The 15,616-nt window shown below is 42.9% G+C and carries 15 protein-coding genes and 1 riboswitch; of the genes, 8 read left to right on the forward strand and 7 right to left on the reverse strand.

Translation table 11 applies throughout. The features are described 5' to 3' along the window. Positions 1-88: 88 nt before the first annotated feature. The 3 genes from NX845_RS14255 to NX845_RS14265 form a co-directional block, all read right to left on the reverse strand. A complete protein-coding gene (locus NX845_RS14255; protein ID WP_102448226.1) occupies positions 89-322 on the reverse strand; it encodes a hypothetical protein in 234 nt (77 codons plus the stop codon). Positions 323-645: 323 nt separating this feature from the next. After that, complete coding sequence (locus NX845_RS14260; RefSeq protein ID WP_065682197.1) at positions 646-1,380, reverse strand: chromosome partitioning protein ParA; 735 nt, start codon at positions 1,378-1,380, stop codon at positions 646-648. Positions 1,381-1,559: 179 nt separating this feature from the next. Further along, positions 1,560-1,718, reverse strand: a complete 159-nt coding sequence (locus NX845_RS14265; protein ID WP_004733573.1) for a hypothetical protein — start codon at positions 1,716-1,718, stop codon at positions 1,560-1,562. A 301-nt stretch (positions 1,719-2,019) separates the two neighbouring features. Next, positions 2,020-2,154, forward strand: a riboswitch (glycine riboswitch). Positions 2,155-2,282: 128 nt separating this feature from the next. Between NX845_RS14265 and NX845_RS14270 the strand changes: the two genes are divergently transcribed. From NX845_RS14270 to NX845_RS14285, 4 genes are all read left to right on the forward strand, one after another. Next, positions 2,283-3,653, forward strand: coding sequence for a sodium:alanine symporter family protein (locus NX845_RS14270; RefSeq protein WP_065682198.1), 1,371 nt, complete (start codon positions 2,283-2,285; stop codon positions 3,651-3,653). Positions 3,654-4,029: 376 nt separating this feature from the next. Next, positions 4,030-4,872, forward strand: coding sequence for a winged helix-turn-helix domain-containing protein (locus tag NX845_RS14275; RefSeq protein WP_065682199.1), 843 nt, complete (start codon positions 4,030-4,032; stop codon positions 4,870-4,872). Next, positions 4,869-5,330 (forward strand): hypothetical protein, encoded by a 462-nt coding sequence (locus NX845_RS14280; RefSeq protein ID WP_004733570.1) that lies wholly within the window; start codon positions 4,869-4,871, stop codon positions 5,328-5,330. The genes NX845_RS14275 and NX845_RS14280 overlap by 4 nt, the downstream gene beginning before the upstream one ends. Before the next feature lie 556 nt (positions 5,331-5,886). Further along, on the forward strand, positions 5,887-7,362 hold the full coding sequence (locus tag NX845_RS14285) for an aerolysin family beta-barrel pore-forming toxin (RefSeq protein WP_065682200.1): 1,476 nt from the start codon (positions 5,887-5,889) through the stop codon (positions 7,360-7,362). Positions 7,363-7,539: 177 nt separating this feature from the next. On the opposite strand, the gene NX845_RS14290 is transcribed toward NX845_RS14285, so the two are convergent. Continuing rightward, positions 7,540-8,175, reverse strand: coding sequence for a LysE family translocator (locus NX845_RS14290; protein ID WP_017077131.1), 636 nt, complete (start codon positions 8,173-8,175; stop codon positions 7,540-7,542). Positions 8,176-8,472: 297 nt separating this feature from the next. Between NX845_RS14290 and NX845_RS14295 the strand changes: the two genes are divergently transcribed. Beyond that, positions 8,473-9,945 (forward strand): carboxypeptidase M32, encoded by a 1,473-nt coding sequence (locus NX845_RS14295; protein ID WP_260256938.1) that lies wholly within the window; start codon positions 8,473-8,475, stop codon positions 9,943-9,945. Between the two features lie 102 nt (positions 9,946-10,047). Here NX845_RS14295 and NX845_RS14300 read toward each other — a convergent pair whose 3' ends face one another. Both NX845_RS14300 and NX845_RS14305 read right to left on the reverse strand, forming a co-directional pair. Next, positions 10,048-11,052: a metal-dependent hydrolase gene (locus NX845_RS14300; protein ID WP_260256939.1), complete on the reverse strand. Its 1,005-nt coding sequence runs from the start codon at positions 11,050-11,052 to the stop codon at positions 10,048-10,050. Between the two features lie 226 nt (positions 11,053-11,278). Continuing rightward, positions 11,279-12,088, reverse strand: coding sequence for a sulfite exporter TauE/SafE family protein (locus NX845_RS14305; RefSeq protein ID WP_054542162.1), 810 nt, complete (start codon positions 12,086-12,088; stop codon positions 11,279-11,281). Between the two features lie 343 nt (positions 12,089-12,431). Here NX845_RS14305 and NX845_RS14310 point away from each other — a divergent pair, with 343 nt between their 5' ends. Both NX845_RS14310 and NX845_RS14315 read left to right on the forward strand, forming a co-directional pair. Next, complete coding sequence (locus NX845_RS14310; RefSeq protein ID WP_029222390.1) at positions 12,432-13,409, forward strand: DUF1852 domain-containing protein; 978 nt, start codon at positions 12,432-12,434, stop codon at positions 13,407-13,409. A 45-nt stretch (positions 13,410-13,454) separates the two neighbouring features. Continuing rightward, positions 13,455-14,483, forward strand: coding sequence for a methionine synthase (locus NX845_RS14315; RefSeq protein ID WP_065682203.1), 1,029 nt, complete (start codon positions 13,455-13,457; stop codon positions 14,481-14,483). Positions 14,484-14,610: 127 nt separating this feature from the next. On the opposite strand, the gene NX845_RS14320 is transcribed toward NX845_RS14315, so the two are convergent. Next, positions 14,611-15,048, reverse strand: coding sequence for a MarR family winged helix-turn-helix transcriptional regulator (locus NX845_RS14320; protein ID WP_017072718.1), 438 nt, complete (start codon positions 15,046-15,048; stop codon positions 14,611-14,613). A gap of 84 nt (positions 15,049-15,132) precedes the next feature. Here NX845_RS14320 and NX845_RS14325 point away from each other — a divergent pair, with 84 nt between their 5' ends. Then, the gene (locus NX845_RS14325; protein WP_065682204.1) at positions 15,133-15,579 is read left to right on the forward strand and encodes a hypothetical protein; all 447 of its coding nucleotides are present in this window, start codon (positions 15,133-15,135) and stop codon (positions 15,577-15,579) included. The last annotated feature ends 37 nt before the right edge of the window (positions 15,580-15,616 follow it).

The following is a 15,616-nucleotide window of genomic DNA, read 5'->3' on the forward strand; positions in this document are numbered from 1 at the left end:
TTCTAATAAACGAGACTGTTCTAAAAATTTTTGTAAGACCCTTTGCTTGAGAAAGCGAGAACAGGACTGCAACTTATCCAAATCCCTACTAGCTTTGCTTGTGGGGATTTTTTATGCCTGAATGATTAGGCGAGTTGCTATCCTCAATGCCTTGCTCACTCTTTTCACTCTTTTCACTCTTTTCACTCTTTTCATCATCGTGTTCAACGTCGAAACGACGAACTAATTCTTCTACTTCGATCATATCTTTTTGCGCTAATGGCGAACAACAATCATCGAAACAATAAGCTATGGTGCAGTTCTCACAAAGATACTCTGGCATCACTTCATCCCTTGTCCTCAAAGCAGCCAAATGCGAGCTAGCATTCGACTGCGTGTTCATCCTGAACAACACTATTATGCAGCGACTCTGATCTGAAAATATGTATGCAAAGTCATTTAATAGACAACAAGTAACATATCATTATGGATATACGTAACTAGTCACAAATATCTAAGCAAACAATGAAAACACTCAAATAATCAATAATGAGAAAGCGCCGGATCTATGCTCCCGAGAGAACGCAAAACGCCCACATCACGTGTGTGATGTGGGCGTTTCAATATTTACCGTAAACTATCTTTGGGTTGATTAAAGCCTGTGGCTTATAGACCCATTTCTTCAGTGAGCGTTTTGATCTGCTTAAGATCCATGGTGTGGACTTCAATCATTTGTCTGATATCACTCAGACGAGAGTTGGCGTTATCCTGCTTCTCACACGCGTCAGATTTAGCATCCCATGATGTGCCATCTAAGAAAACGTCGCACGCTTTCTTTAGAGAACCAAGGTTCTGTTCAAGTTCATTTTTTTCTTTCTCAAGCTTTTCAAGTTCTTGAGAGATCTGTAATTCTTTTCGGAAAACTTCACGCGAACGCTCAAACAAGGTCGATTGCATGTCAGCCTGACGATTAAGTTTCTGGTTGTCTTGCTGAGTTTGCTCTAACGTTTGCTTCTGTTCGTTTAGCTGCTGCTCTAACGAGTAGTTCGCTTTCTCTAAAACCGAAGACTGCTTCGCTAGGTCTTGGAGCTCTTTTTGATGCTCTTCTGTTTGTTTTACTAGAGCGGCTTCTACTTTTGCATCGATCTCGGTATCGACTTTTGCCACCTTAGCTTCAACAGACGTCATCAATTCGGTTTTGCTGTCGCGCAGTTCTTGATAACGAGTTTCGAGTACCTGATAAGTAGACTCCCACTTGGAAGCCGTCACTGTAGAACCGATTAAGCCACCAAGAGCTAAACCTATAACCGCAGTAATGCCGATATAAAGCTGACTGCGCTTATCGCGTTCTTCAATAACAACCACTTCATCTTGTTCGCTTTGTCCAGATTGCTGGTTCACTAGCGGGTACTCCCAAAAATTTGTTTAACGTTACACGGTCACTGATACTGATACTGATACTGATACTGATACTGATACTGATACTGATACTGATACTTTAAGCTCAGCTAAACCTATTGCCCAAGCCAGAAGCACTTGAGCTTTGCTAACACGTTTATCCTATCTGCTCACAGACAGATTTAACGAGTTAACTCCGAAATCATCAGGCTGGCAGTATACAAAAGGAAGCTGCTAACGATAACAATCACTACCCATTTTTGCAGTTTTTCGTTTGTCCGGTAACGAAACAGCACAAATGCCAAAGCCAATAAAAAAACAATCGCTATTAATCGAGTCATAACTCCTCCTTGTTTCTCTATTTTATACCATTTAAATAAGCAAGTTACGTCAGAGACTCGTTGTTTGATCATTTAGTTGAACAACATTTGAGCAAACAGATATTTTGTAGCTGACATCACATTTTATATGATCTAGGATACGCCTACAGATTACCTAATTATTTAGGTAATTGTTCCGATGAAGACTGCAGGAGAGTGGCTTTTAACTAAATATTAACATTTAGTTAGATAAACCCGCCGAAGAAGTAAATCTTTCAGGCGCTTTGTGCTGGAGAAATCCAGAAAAGTGAGGACTGTCGTTGGAGGAACCTCTGGAGAGAACCGTACTACTTTTTTTGTAGCAAGCGGTCGCCGAAGGAGCAAGCTTAGTGCCCGTTACTTATCTATAAGTGATTCGCTAAGTGAAACTCTCAGGCAAAAGGACAGAGGAGTGGAAAGCAACAGCCTTAATTAACAAAAGAATTCTATCTAGAAATCCGTATGTATTAAGTAGTGCTATCGATCCCTGTGATCTGCACTGCCTTCCCTCTTCTCCTTAAATTTTTAATTTATTAAGGGGAAACTATGAACCATCTACAAGCTACACTTCAAACCATCAACCAATTCGTTTGGGGACCACCACTGCTTATTCTGCTAGTGGGTACAGGTATCTACTTTACTTTTCGCTTAGGCTTACTCCAGTTTAGATATCTCCCAACCGCACTAAAAATGGTGTTCAGCAAAGAGAAATCAGGTACGGGTGACGTATCGAGTTTCGCCGCTTTGTGTACAGCACTTTCCGCAACTATTGGTACAGGTAATATCGTAGGTGTAGCGACCGCAATCAAGATTGGTGGCCCTGGTGCCCTATTCTGGATGTGGCTTGCCGCTGTATTTGGTATGGCGACCAAATATGCAGAATGTCTACTTGCCGTTAAATACCGCAGAACCGATAGCAATGGCGAAATGGTTGGCGGCCCAATGTACTACCTGCAATACGGTGTCGGCTCACGAATCTTAGCGGTAATGTTCGCTGTCTTCGCGTTAGGTGTTGCCTGCTTCGGTATTGGTACCTTCCCACAAGTCAACGCTATCTTAGACGCAACTCAAATTTCATTCGGTGCTTCTCGTGAGATGTCTGCTGTCGTTCTTACGATATTGGTGGCAGTTGTAACCCTTGGTGGTATTCAATCTATCGCGAAGGTGGCAGGAAAAGTGGTTCCAACCATGGCAATTATGTACATCGTCGCGTGTTTGAGCGTGCTGGTTTCAAATGCCGACCAACTACTGAATGCCATTACCCTTGTGGTTACCTCTGCGTTTACCAACACCGCTGCAACCGGTGGTTTCTTTGGTGCAAGCATCATGCTTGCTATCCAATCAGGTATCGCTCGTGGTGTATTCTCGAACGAATCTGGTCTTGGTAGCGCGCCTATGGCAGCAGCCGCGGCTAAAACGGACTCGTGTGTGAAGCAAGGCCTTATCTCGATGACAGGTACCTTCTTTGACACTATCATCATCTGTACGATGACAGGCTTGGCGCTAATCTTAACGGGTGCTTGGCAAACCGACCTCTCTGGTGCAGCGATGACCACTCATGCATTCGCTGTGGGTTTAAACGCCGATACTTTAGGTCCAATGTTAGTTTCGATTGGCTTAATCTTCTTTGCGTTTACAACGATTTTAGGCTGGAACTACTACGGTGAGCGCTGTGTTGTTTTCTTACTAGGTACCAAAGCTGTACTGCCTTACAAAATCATCTTCATTGCGTTGGTTGCTTCTGGTGCATTCCTAAAGCTCGACATGATCTGGCTGATGGCAGATATCGTGAACGGCCTAATGGCTATTCCTAACCTAATCGGTCTTATCTTGTTACGCCACGTTGTCATCGAAGAAACAAAGCTATTCTTCAAACCTTTAACTTCTTCAAATGATTGTGAAGCCGTTAAAGCATAACTTGAATTGATTGAATACAAAGCCCGCAATAAATGCGGGCTTTTTTATTGATTCAACACTTAAAGTGACTACATTATTACTTGTCCTATATACCCACAAATATAATAAGATATTTATTCGGCGACTGTTCTAATTAAAATAATGCAAAGACTAATAAAAAGGCCACTAATAAAACCAACGCTTAATTAGATGTTACTTATATTTAACAGATTGTGTCTAAATAGCGTCATTTTTATCATAAACGAATAAGAAACATTTTGTTCCAACCACACAAAAAGACACCATAATAAAATATGTGACTTTAATTCACATATGAGTCAGTTTATAGTCATCTACACTCTTGAGAGAATTATAATAAAAATAAAATGTTGGCTATATGATCAGATTTGACCCAATTAAAAACCGTATTTATAACGACGAACGTTCTATTAAAATAGGATATCGTGAGACTCGCGTTTTAGAGTTATTACTTAAAAAATCGCCCGAAATTGTGCGTAAACAAGATATTATTAGTTTCGCATGGGGAAGCGAATTCATTGGTGATACGTCACTAGCGAAATGTATCAGCTTGCTTCGCCAAGGATTCGTTAAGCTCGGTATCAAAGAGACGCCAATCGTGACTGTGCCAAAGGTTGGTTACCGCCTTATCGATGGTTGTGTCTTGATCGAATCGCAACCACAAATTGGAGCCACTACACCTCTTACTCCAGTGAGCGACCACATATCACTAAGTCATACCAGTACACTAGGTAATCGCTGTTCACAAGGTCAAAGCAGTATTGCGCTCTCTCTTGCAAGTAGCCATGAATCTAAATCTAAACAGACAACACCTGTTTATCATCAAGTCGGCTCATACCGAAATAGACTGTGTTACTTCACTACTGGATGTTTGCTACTGGCATCCGCGTTATTGGCTTTTGCTAAAGTTAATGAGAGAAACCTCAGTGATATCAACCCTGTTAATCGACTCAACGAGCAGTGGATTGGTCAAGTACAAGTTTTCCAAGATCCTGAAATGGCGATGACTCCTGAGCTAGAAAGCATCCTCTATCAGTATCAATGTGATTGTGTGGCGTACGTTAGCGAAGAGCCCGGCTATTCAGAACTCTCCGTACTCAACAAAGCAACACGCCAGTCTGTCAATATCTTTTACACGTCAACACAATTGGATCAAGCCAGCACCGAGCTGGCGCTATTCTTAGAGAGAGGCCAACTATGATGCCATTCGTTGCACTCATTTCTGCATTCGCTTTATTAGTTGGTATATGGAATATCCCTTCGCCCCAACCAAAAGAAGAGCATCGCTATCAACATAGCGTGGTGGACTTCATAGTGGATGACAATGTATTACGTACCGATGGATTAACAAAAATAAGTAACAACGAAGTCCTGCATCTTATGTCAGTCCAGGACGACAACATGCCCAACCCGATTGTCCTGAGATTCAAAGGAAAAGCTAACCCTTCTCAATCATTTTTCTTTTCTATATCTGGCACCATCGACTTAGTCTCTGTACAGAAAATAAATAAAACAATGAATGACAGCCTATTGTCGCCTTATCTTTTAATCAACAATGACCCATTAACGGTAAAGATTGATATCTTAAGTTCAAATGATTTATTTGCCATAATAAAAACGTGTAATACAGGCCGAACACAACTTCTGGCTAAGCGATAATTAGGAACAGTTTGGCCACCAGCAACCGCTACTTTATTATCAAATGACGATCCTTGTCGATATTACACATAGAAAACGGATGGTTATTTTTATTCATCTATCAGTAATACAATGACGACTTAATCCTGACTTAAAGTGTTTCAATGTTAAAAAGGTCGCACATCAAGATATCCAATCTAGATTTAGACTCCTTATGGTTAAATAACCGCCTTAAAGTTACGAACATTGTGAATGGTTATATCTAGCTTTCTACTTAACCATTCACATCAAGCGTAACGAAATAACATCAAAGCGTTTTGACGTTTATGCCCAAATAATAACACTCTATTTTTCTAAAAACGGTTTGAGCCCCATCAAATAATTTCCTTTAAGTTGCATACACTTTCACCCTATAAACACATTCAACAATACAACCCGATGAATTTAAAGGGTAAATTAATTCAAGCCTTTTCAGTATCTATCTATTTATCAACATGAAAAAGTGAACTTGTCTTGTTAACTACACGGCACACAAAACATTATCAAAATAGAAAAATTACAAACGAGGGAATTGTTAATGATTAGTATAAACAGAAGTCTCTTAGCAACCGCAGTGTTGTCTGTTCTATCAACCGGTGTAAACGCAAAGGTGTACCCGGACCAAATAGTGTTTGACCAACTTGGTGAAGATGTATGTCGCTCTGGTTATCGTCCTTTAGACCGCTATGAAGCCGAAGAGCAGAAGAGTGCTTTGGTCGCTCGTATGGGCACTTGGCAGATTACTGGGTTAAAAGGAAACTGGGTAATCATGGGGCCGGGTTATCATGGCGAAATTAAACAATCAAATAGCGGGTCGACGTTCTGTTATCCGAACAATGACCAATCTGAAATACCAAATTACTCTGCTAAAGCCGTCACAGAAGGCAGCGAGATAGACGTTGAATATGACTTAGTGAACAACCGCAATGATTTTGTACGCCCTCTTAGCTATCTAGCTCACAACCTAGGTTATGCGTGGGTTGGCGGTAACAACAGTCAGTATGTTGGTGAGGACATGACGATTAAACGCTCAGGTGACTCTTGGGTAATACAAGGTAACAACAGTGGCTCTTGTGATGGTTATCGCTGTAACGAAAAGACTAAGATCACCGTCGACAACTTCACCTACACCGTTAATGACAATAACTTTTGGCACGGCGATGTAATCGAATCCGATCGTGAACTGGTTAAAACAGTTTACGCTACCGCGAGAAACAGAAGCGACATCGCGCAGCAAGTCGTTGTCGACCTAAAAGTCGATGAGTCTACAAATTGGTCGAAAACGAATAGCTATGGGTTCTCCGAAAGTGTTCAAACAGAGAATACATTTAAATGGCCTTTGGTTGGCGAGACTAAGCTTACGATTAAATTAGAAGCGAATCAGAGCTTCGCTGAAACCAATGGTAACTCTACGAGCGAGCAAGTCACACTACAAGCTCGTCCTATGGTTCCAGCGAATTCAGAGCTTCCGATTCGAGTTGAGCTATATCGTTCAACCATTTCTTATCCGTACCGATTCAACGCCGACATCAGTTACGATGTTGAATTTAACGGCTTCCTACGTTGGGGTGGTAACGCATGGCACACCCATCCAGACAACCGCCCGTACAAAGCTCACACCTTCACTATGGGCCGCAGCAGCAATGAATCAGCCGATATTCGTTACCAATGGGATCACAGATACATTCCAGGCGAAACGAAATGGTGGGACTGGGGCTGGGCGATCAAAGAAGCCGGTTTATCAAGCATGCAGTACGCGACTGGAGGAAGCTTACGCCCATTCCACTCCTACGTATCCGGTGATTTCAACGCTGAATCTCAATTTGCAGGCACCATTGAGATTGGCCAAGCAACACCAATTACTAACAGTTTACGCAGCAAAAGAAGTGTTGATTCAGTCAACGAAACCACTGAGCACATTGGCGATATCGAAGTTACCACCAACTTTAATGCAGATGAGTTGAGTGACTTAGGTTTTGAAGGTGCTGAGATGAACATTAGCGTTGTTGAATAACCAAGTCGCGACCATGATTCAGATGGTTATTAACTAATCTATGCGACCAAATGGCACACAACAAAAAGCCCACGGCAGTGTTTATATACAAACCTGACGTGGGCTTTCTTCTTTTTAATTCAATTGTGTAGAGCCTTTAGGACGACTCTCAATAACCTATACCCAAAACGGTTCAGGTTATACTGGCTCTTCCATCAGAAGCTTAACACCCAGCCCCACCAGCACCATCCCCGTCACACCTTCCATCCATTTCATGAAACTCGCGTTCTTGAGCAAGTTTTTAGCTGAGTTAAGTGCCCCAGCCAAGCCGCATTGCCACACCATCGCAATCATAAAGTGGACCGAAGCCATCAACATAGATTGTAATAAAGGCGAACCTTCAGGGTTTACAAATTGAGGTAAAAAGGCCAAATAGAAAACCGCTGTTTTGGGGTTAAGAACGTTAGACAAGAAGCCTTCACGCAAAGAACGCTTTGCACTGTATGCTTGCTGAGCTTGTTCACCAACCTTTAAACCGCCACCGTTTTTCATCAACGCTCGCAAACTGCTTAAGCCAAGCCAGATGAGGTAAACTGCACCTACCATCTTAACGGCTTGAAAGAGTTCAGCAGACTGGGCAAGAATTGCAGAAATACCCACAGCAGAGAAAAAGGCGTGTACATAAAGGCCGCTACAAATACCAAAGCTCGTCATAACACCGTCAGATAAACCCGAGCGGCTCGTGTTGCGAATCACCAAAGCTGTATCTAAGCCCGGCGTTAGCGTTAAAATAGTGATGGCAATTAGAAATGCCTCAAAGTTCAAAATATCCATATTATTGTCATTGTTGTTCAGCGATCTATCATCAATACCGTGTATCTGAACAATTCGCAAGCAACAATTGCCGTCGGCTATACAAGTCACTGATTTTGTGCACAATGGAACAGTTTGATTTGTTAAGAAATAGTAAATTCTAGGCATCGTACTGCCTCATGCTTTTATCGCTATATCTTCAACTCCGAAGGTCAGCGTCTTTTAAAAGTGAGCCATAATCAAAGTACATGAGAGATGAACCTTAACGCTGACGCTGTCCTAAGGATCATTTAAAGAAACCAAATTAAGAGTAGTCAAATGAGCGCATTCAAAAAACTAGTCGAGCACTCTCAAAAATGTTCACGCTTTCAACATCTAGCCTCTATTTGTGGTTGGGACCAAGCTTCAATGATGCCTGCCGGTGGTAACCAAGCGCGTAGTGAAGCGATGGCCGAGCTTTCGGTTCATATTCACGGGTTGATGACGCAACCACAACTTGGAGATTGGATTACAGACGCTGAAAACGAAGCGCTGAGCAACGAACAACAATCATCTCTGCGTGAAATTAAACGCCAATGGCAACAAGCTAACCTACTTCCAGAAAAATTGGTGGAAGCGAAATCTCTAGCAGGTTCAAAGTGTGAACATGCATGGCGTAGCCAACGTGGTAACAACGACTGGGTTGGATTCGAAAAGAACTGGCGTGAAGTGGTTGAACTGTCTCGTGAAGAAGCGCAGATCCGCGCCGATGCGGCGAACCTAACACCTTATGATGCCATGCTTGATATCTATGAACCAGGCACCAGCTCTGCTTCACTTGATGTCTTGTTTGCAGACGTTAAAACTTGGCTTCCAGGCTTGATTGATGAAGTGATCGAAAAGCAGTCGAGCGAGCAATTTAATGCGCCATCTGGCATCTATTCGACCGAGAAACAGAAAGCACTTGGTTTAGAAGTCATGAAGCTGCTTCAGTTCGATTTTGAACACGGCCGATTGGATGAAAGTGTTCACCCATTCTGTGGCGGCGTGCCTTCAGACGTGCGTATCACAACCCGATACGACGAAGCGGAGTTCGTTCAAAGCTTAATGGGTATAGTGCATGAAACAGGGCACGCGCGTTATGAGCAAGGCTTACCAAAACATCTAGCAGGTCAACCGGCGGGCGAAGCTCGTTCGATGGGTATCCATGAGTCTCAATCTTTGTTCTTCGAGATGCAAGTTGGCCGCAGCGACCCGTTCATCGGGCACTTAGCAAACTTAGCTGGTCAGCAATTCTCAGGCTCAGAATTTGAGAAAGAGAACTTCCAGAAGATCTACACGCGCGTGAAGAAAGACTTCATCCGTGTCGACGCCGATGAGCTGACCTACCCTGCACACGTTATCTTGCGCTACGAAATTGAACGTGACTTGATCAACGGTAAGATCAAACACACCGATGTGCCAGAACTATGGAATACTAAGATGCAGTCATACCTTGGATTAAGCACTCAAGGTAATTTCACTAACGGCTGTATGCAGGATATTCACTGGACGGACGGCGCATTCGGTTACTTCCCATCTTACACACTAGGGGCGATGTACGCGGCTCAGTTCATGGCTTCAATGAAGAAAACAGTGGATGTGAACGCTGTGATTGAAAGTGGCGACCTATCACCTATCTTCACTTGGTTAGAATCGAATATTTGGAGTAAAGGCAGCCTGCTTAACACCGATGACTTGGTGAAAGGCGCAACCGGTGAAACCTTGAATGCGCAATACTTCAAAGACCACCTAAGAAGCCGTTACCTTTAATGTTTTATTAAAGAGTTTTCGAACAAAGAAAACTAGGTAATAGACGAATAAAAAAGGCTGAGCAGATTATCTGACTCAGCCTTTTTACTGTTTAAAACTAGCTCATTTATCGCCAGTAAGCATATCGAAGAAGATCTGTCTCGACTCAGGTGTGTTGTCTCTATGAGTTTCATATCTTACATGCGTGTTTGCATCAACTGCTTTTGATAGCTTGATGCTCCAAAGTGCTTTCATTTGATTCGGTACAATTGAATATCGGACATCGATAATACGCAGCTCGTCTGTTGGGTCCTGAGCAATATAACCATTTGAAAACCAGCGGAAGCGCTCAATGTCTTTGGCTTGTTGAGAGTCAGGGTCAAGCCAAGGTAAATCCCTGCCAACGTTCAGCTTAACGATCGACTCTCCGGGATACGTGCTTACCGATGAACCAACCCGCACTGCGTCTACATGATAATGAGCCTCTGTTTCGTACACCACTTTCCAAACCAAGATATTAGCGAAGCTCGGTTTTGCCTCTAATCGAATCGGCGTGTGTTGTCTTTCTTCCGCTAATTGCCACCCAACCGCCTCTGCCCTGTCTCGCTGAATCATCCCTAATGTTGGATAGATTAGAGCCCAAGCAAATGCGACACGCGCCAGCCAAGGCGCTCGTTTCAACGTTGTAAACACAAGTAAAATTAAGATGGGAAGCGTATAAACAGGGTCGATGATTGATATGGTATTCCAAGCAAAACGCGCGTTGGTGAAAGGCCAAAGTAACTGCGTGCCATAAGTGGTACAAGCGTCTAACAGTGCATGAGTGCCATAACCCAGAGCGCAAAACAGCCAACTTTGTTTGAAAGTAAGCCCACGTCTTTTTGCAATCAGGTGATGCAGAACCAAGGCACAGATCAAACTGCCAATGGGGATAAAGAAGAGTGAATGGGTAAATTGTCGATGAAACTCCAAAGCCAACAAAGGGTCACTTTGAGACTTAATCAGTGCATCTAAATCTGGAGCCAACCCGGAGAGCAGCCCTAATACCCCAGCAACAACCAAATGCTGTTTTTTGCTTGCCGATTGTGACAAAGAAGCGCCTAACACGCCCTGCGTTAAAGGATCCATAAACCACTCATTGATAGCATTCCGTTGAATCAAACAAGATACATTTAGCTATAGCAGTGAATTGTTCATAACTAAACGGTTTTATCAATATACTCATGTACATAGCTGTATAAGCATAGACCGATAAACAAAAAAAGAGCAGTTATGAAACTGCCCCTTTCTAATTATTGGTGGTTGATCAATTTATTCGTTTTTGTTTTATATATTCACACTGAACGATCTTTAATTAACGCGCCACCATGCTTGCCGCGATAACAACCAACAGTACTGAGAAGATTTTCTTAATCGTTGGAACCGGTAAATGGTTGGTCGCTTTTGCGCCTAAAGGAGCCGTAAACCAAGACGTGCACACAATACCCAGCAGCGCAGGCAGATAAACAAAGCCAGCAAAGCCGTCTGATAGAGCAAAGTGGCTGCTGCCTGAGCTGATGTAACCTATCGAGCCAAACAACGCGATCACAATGCCACAAGCTGAGGCGCAGCCAATTGCCTTTTTCATATCGACAGAGAAGAACGTTAATAGCGGAACCAGCAATGCACCACCACCAATGCCTATCATGGCAGACAAGCCACCCGTAATGGTTGTCAGCACCGTTAGCACGCCCTTGTTTGGCAGTTTTCGTTCCTTAGGTGCATCATTTTTACTGCTTAAGAACATCTTGATCGCAATAAGAACCACACTCACGGCGAACACAATACGAACGACTTTTTCCGGCAACAGAGCCGCCATAAAGCCACTAACCAGTGCACCTAGAGCAACACCGAGCATGATCCAAGGCGCCAGATCCCAAGGCACGTTTCCATTCTTGTGGTGAGCAAGTGCAGAAGAAGTTGAGGTGAACAGTATCGATGCCAACGAAGTAGCGATGGCCGCAACAACCACTTGATCCGCAGGTAGAATCTCTAAGTGAAGTAAAATGCTGCTTAGCACCGGAACAATGATCAGCCCTCCGCCAATCCCCAAAAGCCCGGCAAGAAAACCAACACCACTGCCTAATAATGCACAGTATAAAATCAACAACAGCAATTCACTCATTTCATCCATCTCTTAATTAAATTAATCGTCTTAAATAACACACTAATAATGTGGTTATATTTCCATCAAGCTAATTAATATAACTGACACCGGCTTAAATATTCAAACAGAATAGATCATGAATATTCCTCATGTTCAATGTGAAGTAATACCATTGTTAATGGTCAACCTATCAACGTATAAAAACCTTAAGCGATTAACTTTATACGACATTAATTCTGCTAAGCATTAATGTCAGACAGCATAGCCTTCGATTCTTAATCCGGTCACAAGCAAAAAATAAAAGCCGTTTTAATACTAAAGACCGAGAGAATCAGAAAACAAATTGGGATACCAAATCAGCATGAATAAAGAATTTAATTTTACGATTAAGAGCATTAGCCTCGACGAAAACTACCAGCCTGCAGACAGCACGCGTATCACAACCAACTTTGCTAACCTGGCTCGCGGTGACAGTCGTCAAGCGAACTTGCGTAATGCGCTACAAATGATCGATAACAGTTTCAACGCGTTAGCACACTGGGACAACCCTAAGGGCGACCGTTACTCTGTTGAGCTTGAAATCATTTCTGTTGATATGGATATTGAAAGCAACGGCGAAGCATTCCCTTCAATTGAAGTGCTGAAAACCAATATTCTGGACCGTAAAACCAACGAGCGTATTGAAGGCATTATCGGAAATAACTTCTCTTCTTATGTTCGAGATTATGACTTTAGCGTACGTCTATTGGATCATAATAAAGGCCAAGATAAATTCAGCATTCCAGAAGATTTTGGTGATTTACACGGCAAGCTTTTTAAATATTTCGTTAACTCTGACGCTTACAAAAAGAACTTTAATAAGCCACCTGTTATTTGCTTAAGCGTGTCAGATAATAAAACCTATTACCGCACTGAAAACCAACACCCAGTATTAGGTTTTGAATACCAACCGAATGAGTCTTCTTTAACTGAGCAATATTTCAAGAAGATGGGCTTACAGGTTCGTTATTTCATGCCGCCAAACAGTGTTGCACCTTTGGCTTTCTATTTCTTTGGTGATCTACTGAACGACTACTCGAACCTAGAGCTTATCAGCACCATCAGCACAATGGGTACGTTCCAGAAAATCTACCGACCTGAGATTTACAACGCGAACGCGGTTGCGGGCAACTGTTACCAACCAAACTTGAAAAACTTGGATCACTCGCTGACTCAAATTGTGTATGACCGTGAAGAGCGAAGCCAGCTAGCGGTTGAACAAGGTAAATTCGCAGAAGAGAAATTCATTAAGCCGTACCAATCAGTTCTAGAGAACTGGTCGGCAAATTACGCACTTTAATCGTCTATTGCGCTCTCAAACCACCCAAGGATAGGCAGTATTATTATGAAAACACTATTACCGACTTCAACAGCGGGCAGCTTGCCGAAACCGTCTTGGCTTGCAAAACCAGAGACGCTTTGGTCGCCATGGAAACTTCAAGGCGATGAACTCACAGATGGCAAACAAGATGCGCTGCGTGTCTCTCTGCACGAGCAGCAGCAAGCAGGCATTGATATTGTGAGTGACGGTGAGCAAACACGTCAGCACTTTGTAACGACCTTCATTGAACACTTGAATGGCGTTGATTTTGAAAAGCGTGAAACCGTTAAAATCCGCGACCGTTACGATGCAAGTGTCCCTACAGTCGTTGGCCCTGTTTCTCGTCAGAAATCCGTGTTTGTCGAAGATGCTAAATTCTTACGCCAGCAAACTGATCAACCGATTAAATGGGCCCTGCCGGGGCCTATGACCATGATTGATACACTTTACGATGCGCATTACCAAAGCCGTGAAAAGCTCGCGTGGGAATTTGCGAAGATCCTCAACGAAGAAGCGAAAGAGTTAGAAGCAGCAGGTGTTGATATTATTCAGTTCGATGAACCTGCGTTTAACGTGTTTTTTGATGAAGTGAACGAATGGGGCATCGCTTGTTTGGAAAGAGCCATTGAAGGGCTTAAGTGTGAAACAGCAGTGCATATTTGTTATGGCTACGGCATTAAAGCGAATACGGATTGGAAAAAAACGTTAGGCACCGAGTGGCGCCAATACGAAGAAGTATTTCCTAAGCTGCAGCAATCGAATATCGATATTATCTCTTTAGAGTGTCACAACTCTCATGTACCTCTTGAGCTACTTGAACTAGTGCGAGGCAAGAAAGTGATGGTCGGTGCGATCGATGTTGCTACCGATTCAATTGAAACACCAGAAGAAGTGGCTAACACTCTACGAGAAACACTTAAGTACGTTGATGCAGACAAGCTCTACCCTTGCACCAACTGTGGCATGGCTCCCCTGCCTCGCGAAATTGCCTCAGCGAAGCTTAATGCGCTCAGTGCAGGAGCAGAGATCGTTCGTAAAGAACTTTCAGCGTAACGCTTTCCTTAAGAACAAAAGCTATCCCCTGAAGCCTAAGTATCACATCGATGCTTAGGCTTCCGTACTCTTCTCAACTTCCACTCTCTATTTATCTATTTATCTATTTATCTATCTATTTATCTATTCATTTATCTAAGAAAGTAGCCATCTTCTTCAGAGTGATTAGCGCCTTATCAAGCTCGTCTCTTTCAATGCCTTCAGCGCCACTTTCCGCCCATACTTCCTGTTTTTTATCTAACAGCGAATACGCTTCCTTGCCCTTTTCAGTCATGTTAACCAACTTTGCTTTTTTGTGATTCGGGTTATCAAGCCAAGTTAGCAGGCCATCTTTCACCATGATGTCGGTAACACGCTGAGTCGCTTGTCTGCTTTGCCCCATAATACGAGCAATTTGAGAAACCGTGACCAGATCATCGGACTTTTCGATCGCACCCATCACCTTCCATCTGGCACTGCTTAACCCTAACTCTTCGGTTAATTTGTCACCCTCAGCATTCAATAGACCACTGACCTTAAAGATCTCTAGTGCGATCTTTGTGAAAACTTCTCCATTCGTATCCATAACACTCACTTTGACAACATGCTGTCATTAAATTAGACTTAAACCAAATTGACAACATGTTACCAAATTAAAGGCACAAATGATATGAAACCAATAATCCACAAAACAGCGGCATTAACAGCAACACTGTGTGTCGCAACATTCTTTACCAGCACATTGCTTGTAGAACTGTTTGGTACTTTGGAATCAGTGAAGCTGGTCAAGTCGATGATCGTTTTTCCGGGCTTGTTTATTCTTGTCCCAGCCATTGCTATCACTGGTGCGACCGGCGCAGCTATGGCAAAACAACGAAAAGGGAAAATAGTTGAGCGTAAGAGTAAACGCATGCCAATTATCGCGTTCAACGGGATCGTTATTTTGATTCCGGCCGCTTACTTTTTAAATCAGTGGGCAAGTTTAGGAGAGTTCGACTCAGTGTTTTATGGCGTTCAGGTTTTAGAACTGATAGCAGGCGCGACCAACCTAACACTGATGTCTTTGAATATCATGGACGGCAGAAAGTTTCGTCCTAAGAAGGCAACACTAGGCTAAGCTCATCGTGTTTAAGCAAACAGATGAGCTTTATACG

Origin of the sequence: Vibrio sp. NC2 (genome assembly GCF_025195005.1) — a bacterium.
In the GTDB taxonomy this organism is placed as follows: Bacteria; Pseudomonadota; Gammaproteobacteria; order Enterobacterales; family Vibrionaceae; genus Vibrio; species Vibrio splendidus.

What these genes read in the sequence shown, in the direction of transcription:
- NX845_RS14305 (WP_054542162.1), bottom strand. Translation starts at nt 12,088, where the DNA reads ATGAGTGAATTGCTGTTGTTGATTTTATACTGTGCATTATTAGGCAGT.
- NX845_RS14320 (WP_017072718.1), bottom strand. Translation starts at nt 15,048, where the DNA reads ATGGATACGAATGGAGAAGTTTTCACAAAGATCGCACTAGAGATCTTT.
- NX845_RS14280 (WP_004733570.1), top strand. Translation starts at nt 4,869, where the DNA reads ATGATGCCATTCGTTGCACTCATTTCTGCATTCGCTTTATTAGTTGGT.
- NX845_RS14270 (WP_065682198.1), top strand. Translation starts at nt 2,283, where the DNA reads ATGAACCATCTACAAGCTACACTTCAAACCATCAACCAATTCGTTTGG.
- NX845_RS14285 (WP_065682200.1), top strand. Translation starts at nt 5,887, where the DNA reads ATGATTAGTATAAACAGAAGTCTCTTAGCAACCGCAGTGTTGTCTGTT.
- NX845_RS14265 (WP_004733573.1), bottom strand. Translation starts at nt 1,718, where the DNA reads ATGACTCGATTAATAGCGATTGTTTTTTTATTGGCTTTGGCATTTGTG.
- NX845_RS14325 (WP_065682204.1), top strand. Translation starts at nt 15,133, where the DNA reads ATGAAACCAATAATCCACAAAACAGCGGCATTAACAGCAACACTGTGT.
- NX845_RS14295 (WP_260256938.1), top strand. Translation starts at nt 8,473, where the DNA reads ATGAGCGCATTCAAAAAACTAGTCGAGCACTCTCAAAAATGTTCACGC.
- NX845_RS14290 (WP_017077131.1), bottom strand. Translation starts at nt 8,175, where the DNA reads ATGGATATTTTGAACTTTGAGGCATTTCTAATTGCCATCACTATTTTA.
- NX845_RS14255 (WP_102448226.1), bottom strand. Translation starts at nt 322, where the DNA reads ATGCCAGAGTATCTTTGTGAGAACTGCACCATAGCTTATTGTTTCGAT.
- NX845_RS14275 (WP_065682199.1), top strand. Translation starts at nt 4,030, where the DNA reads ATGATCAGATTTGACCCAATTAAAAACCGTATTTATAACGACGAACGT.
- NX845_RS14300 (WP_260256939.1), bottom strand. Translation starts at nt 11,052, where the DNA reads ATGGATCCTTTAACGCAGGGCGTGTTAGGCGCTTCTTTGTCACAATCG.
- NX845_RS14315 (WP_065682203.1), top strand. Translation starts at nt 13,455, where the DNA reads ATGAAAACACTATTACCGACTTCAACAGCGGGCAGCTTGCCGAAACCG.
- NX845_RS14310 (WP_029222390.1), top strand. Translation starts at nt 12,432, where the DNA reads ATGAATAAAGAATTTAATTTTACGATTAAGAGCATTAGCCTCGACGAA.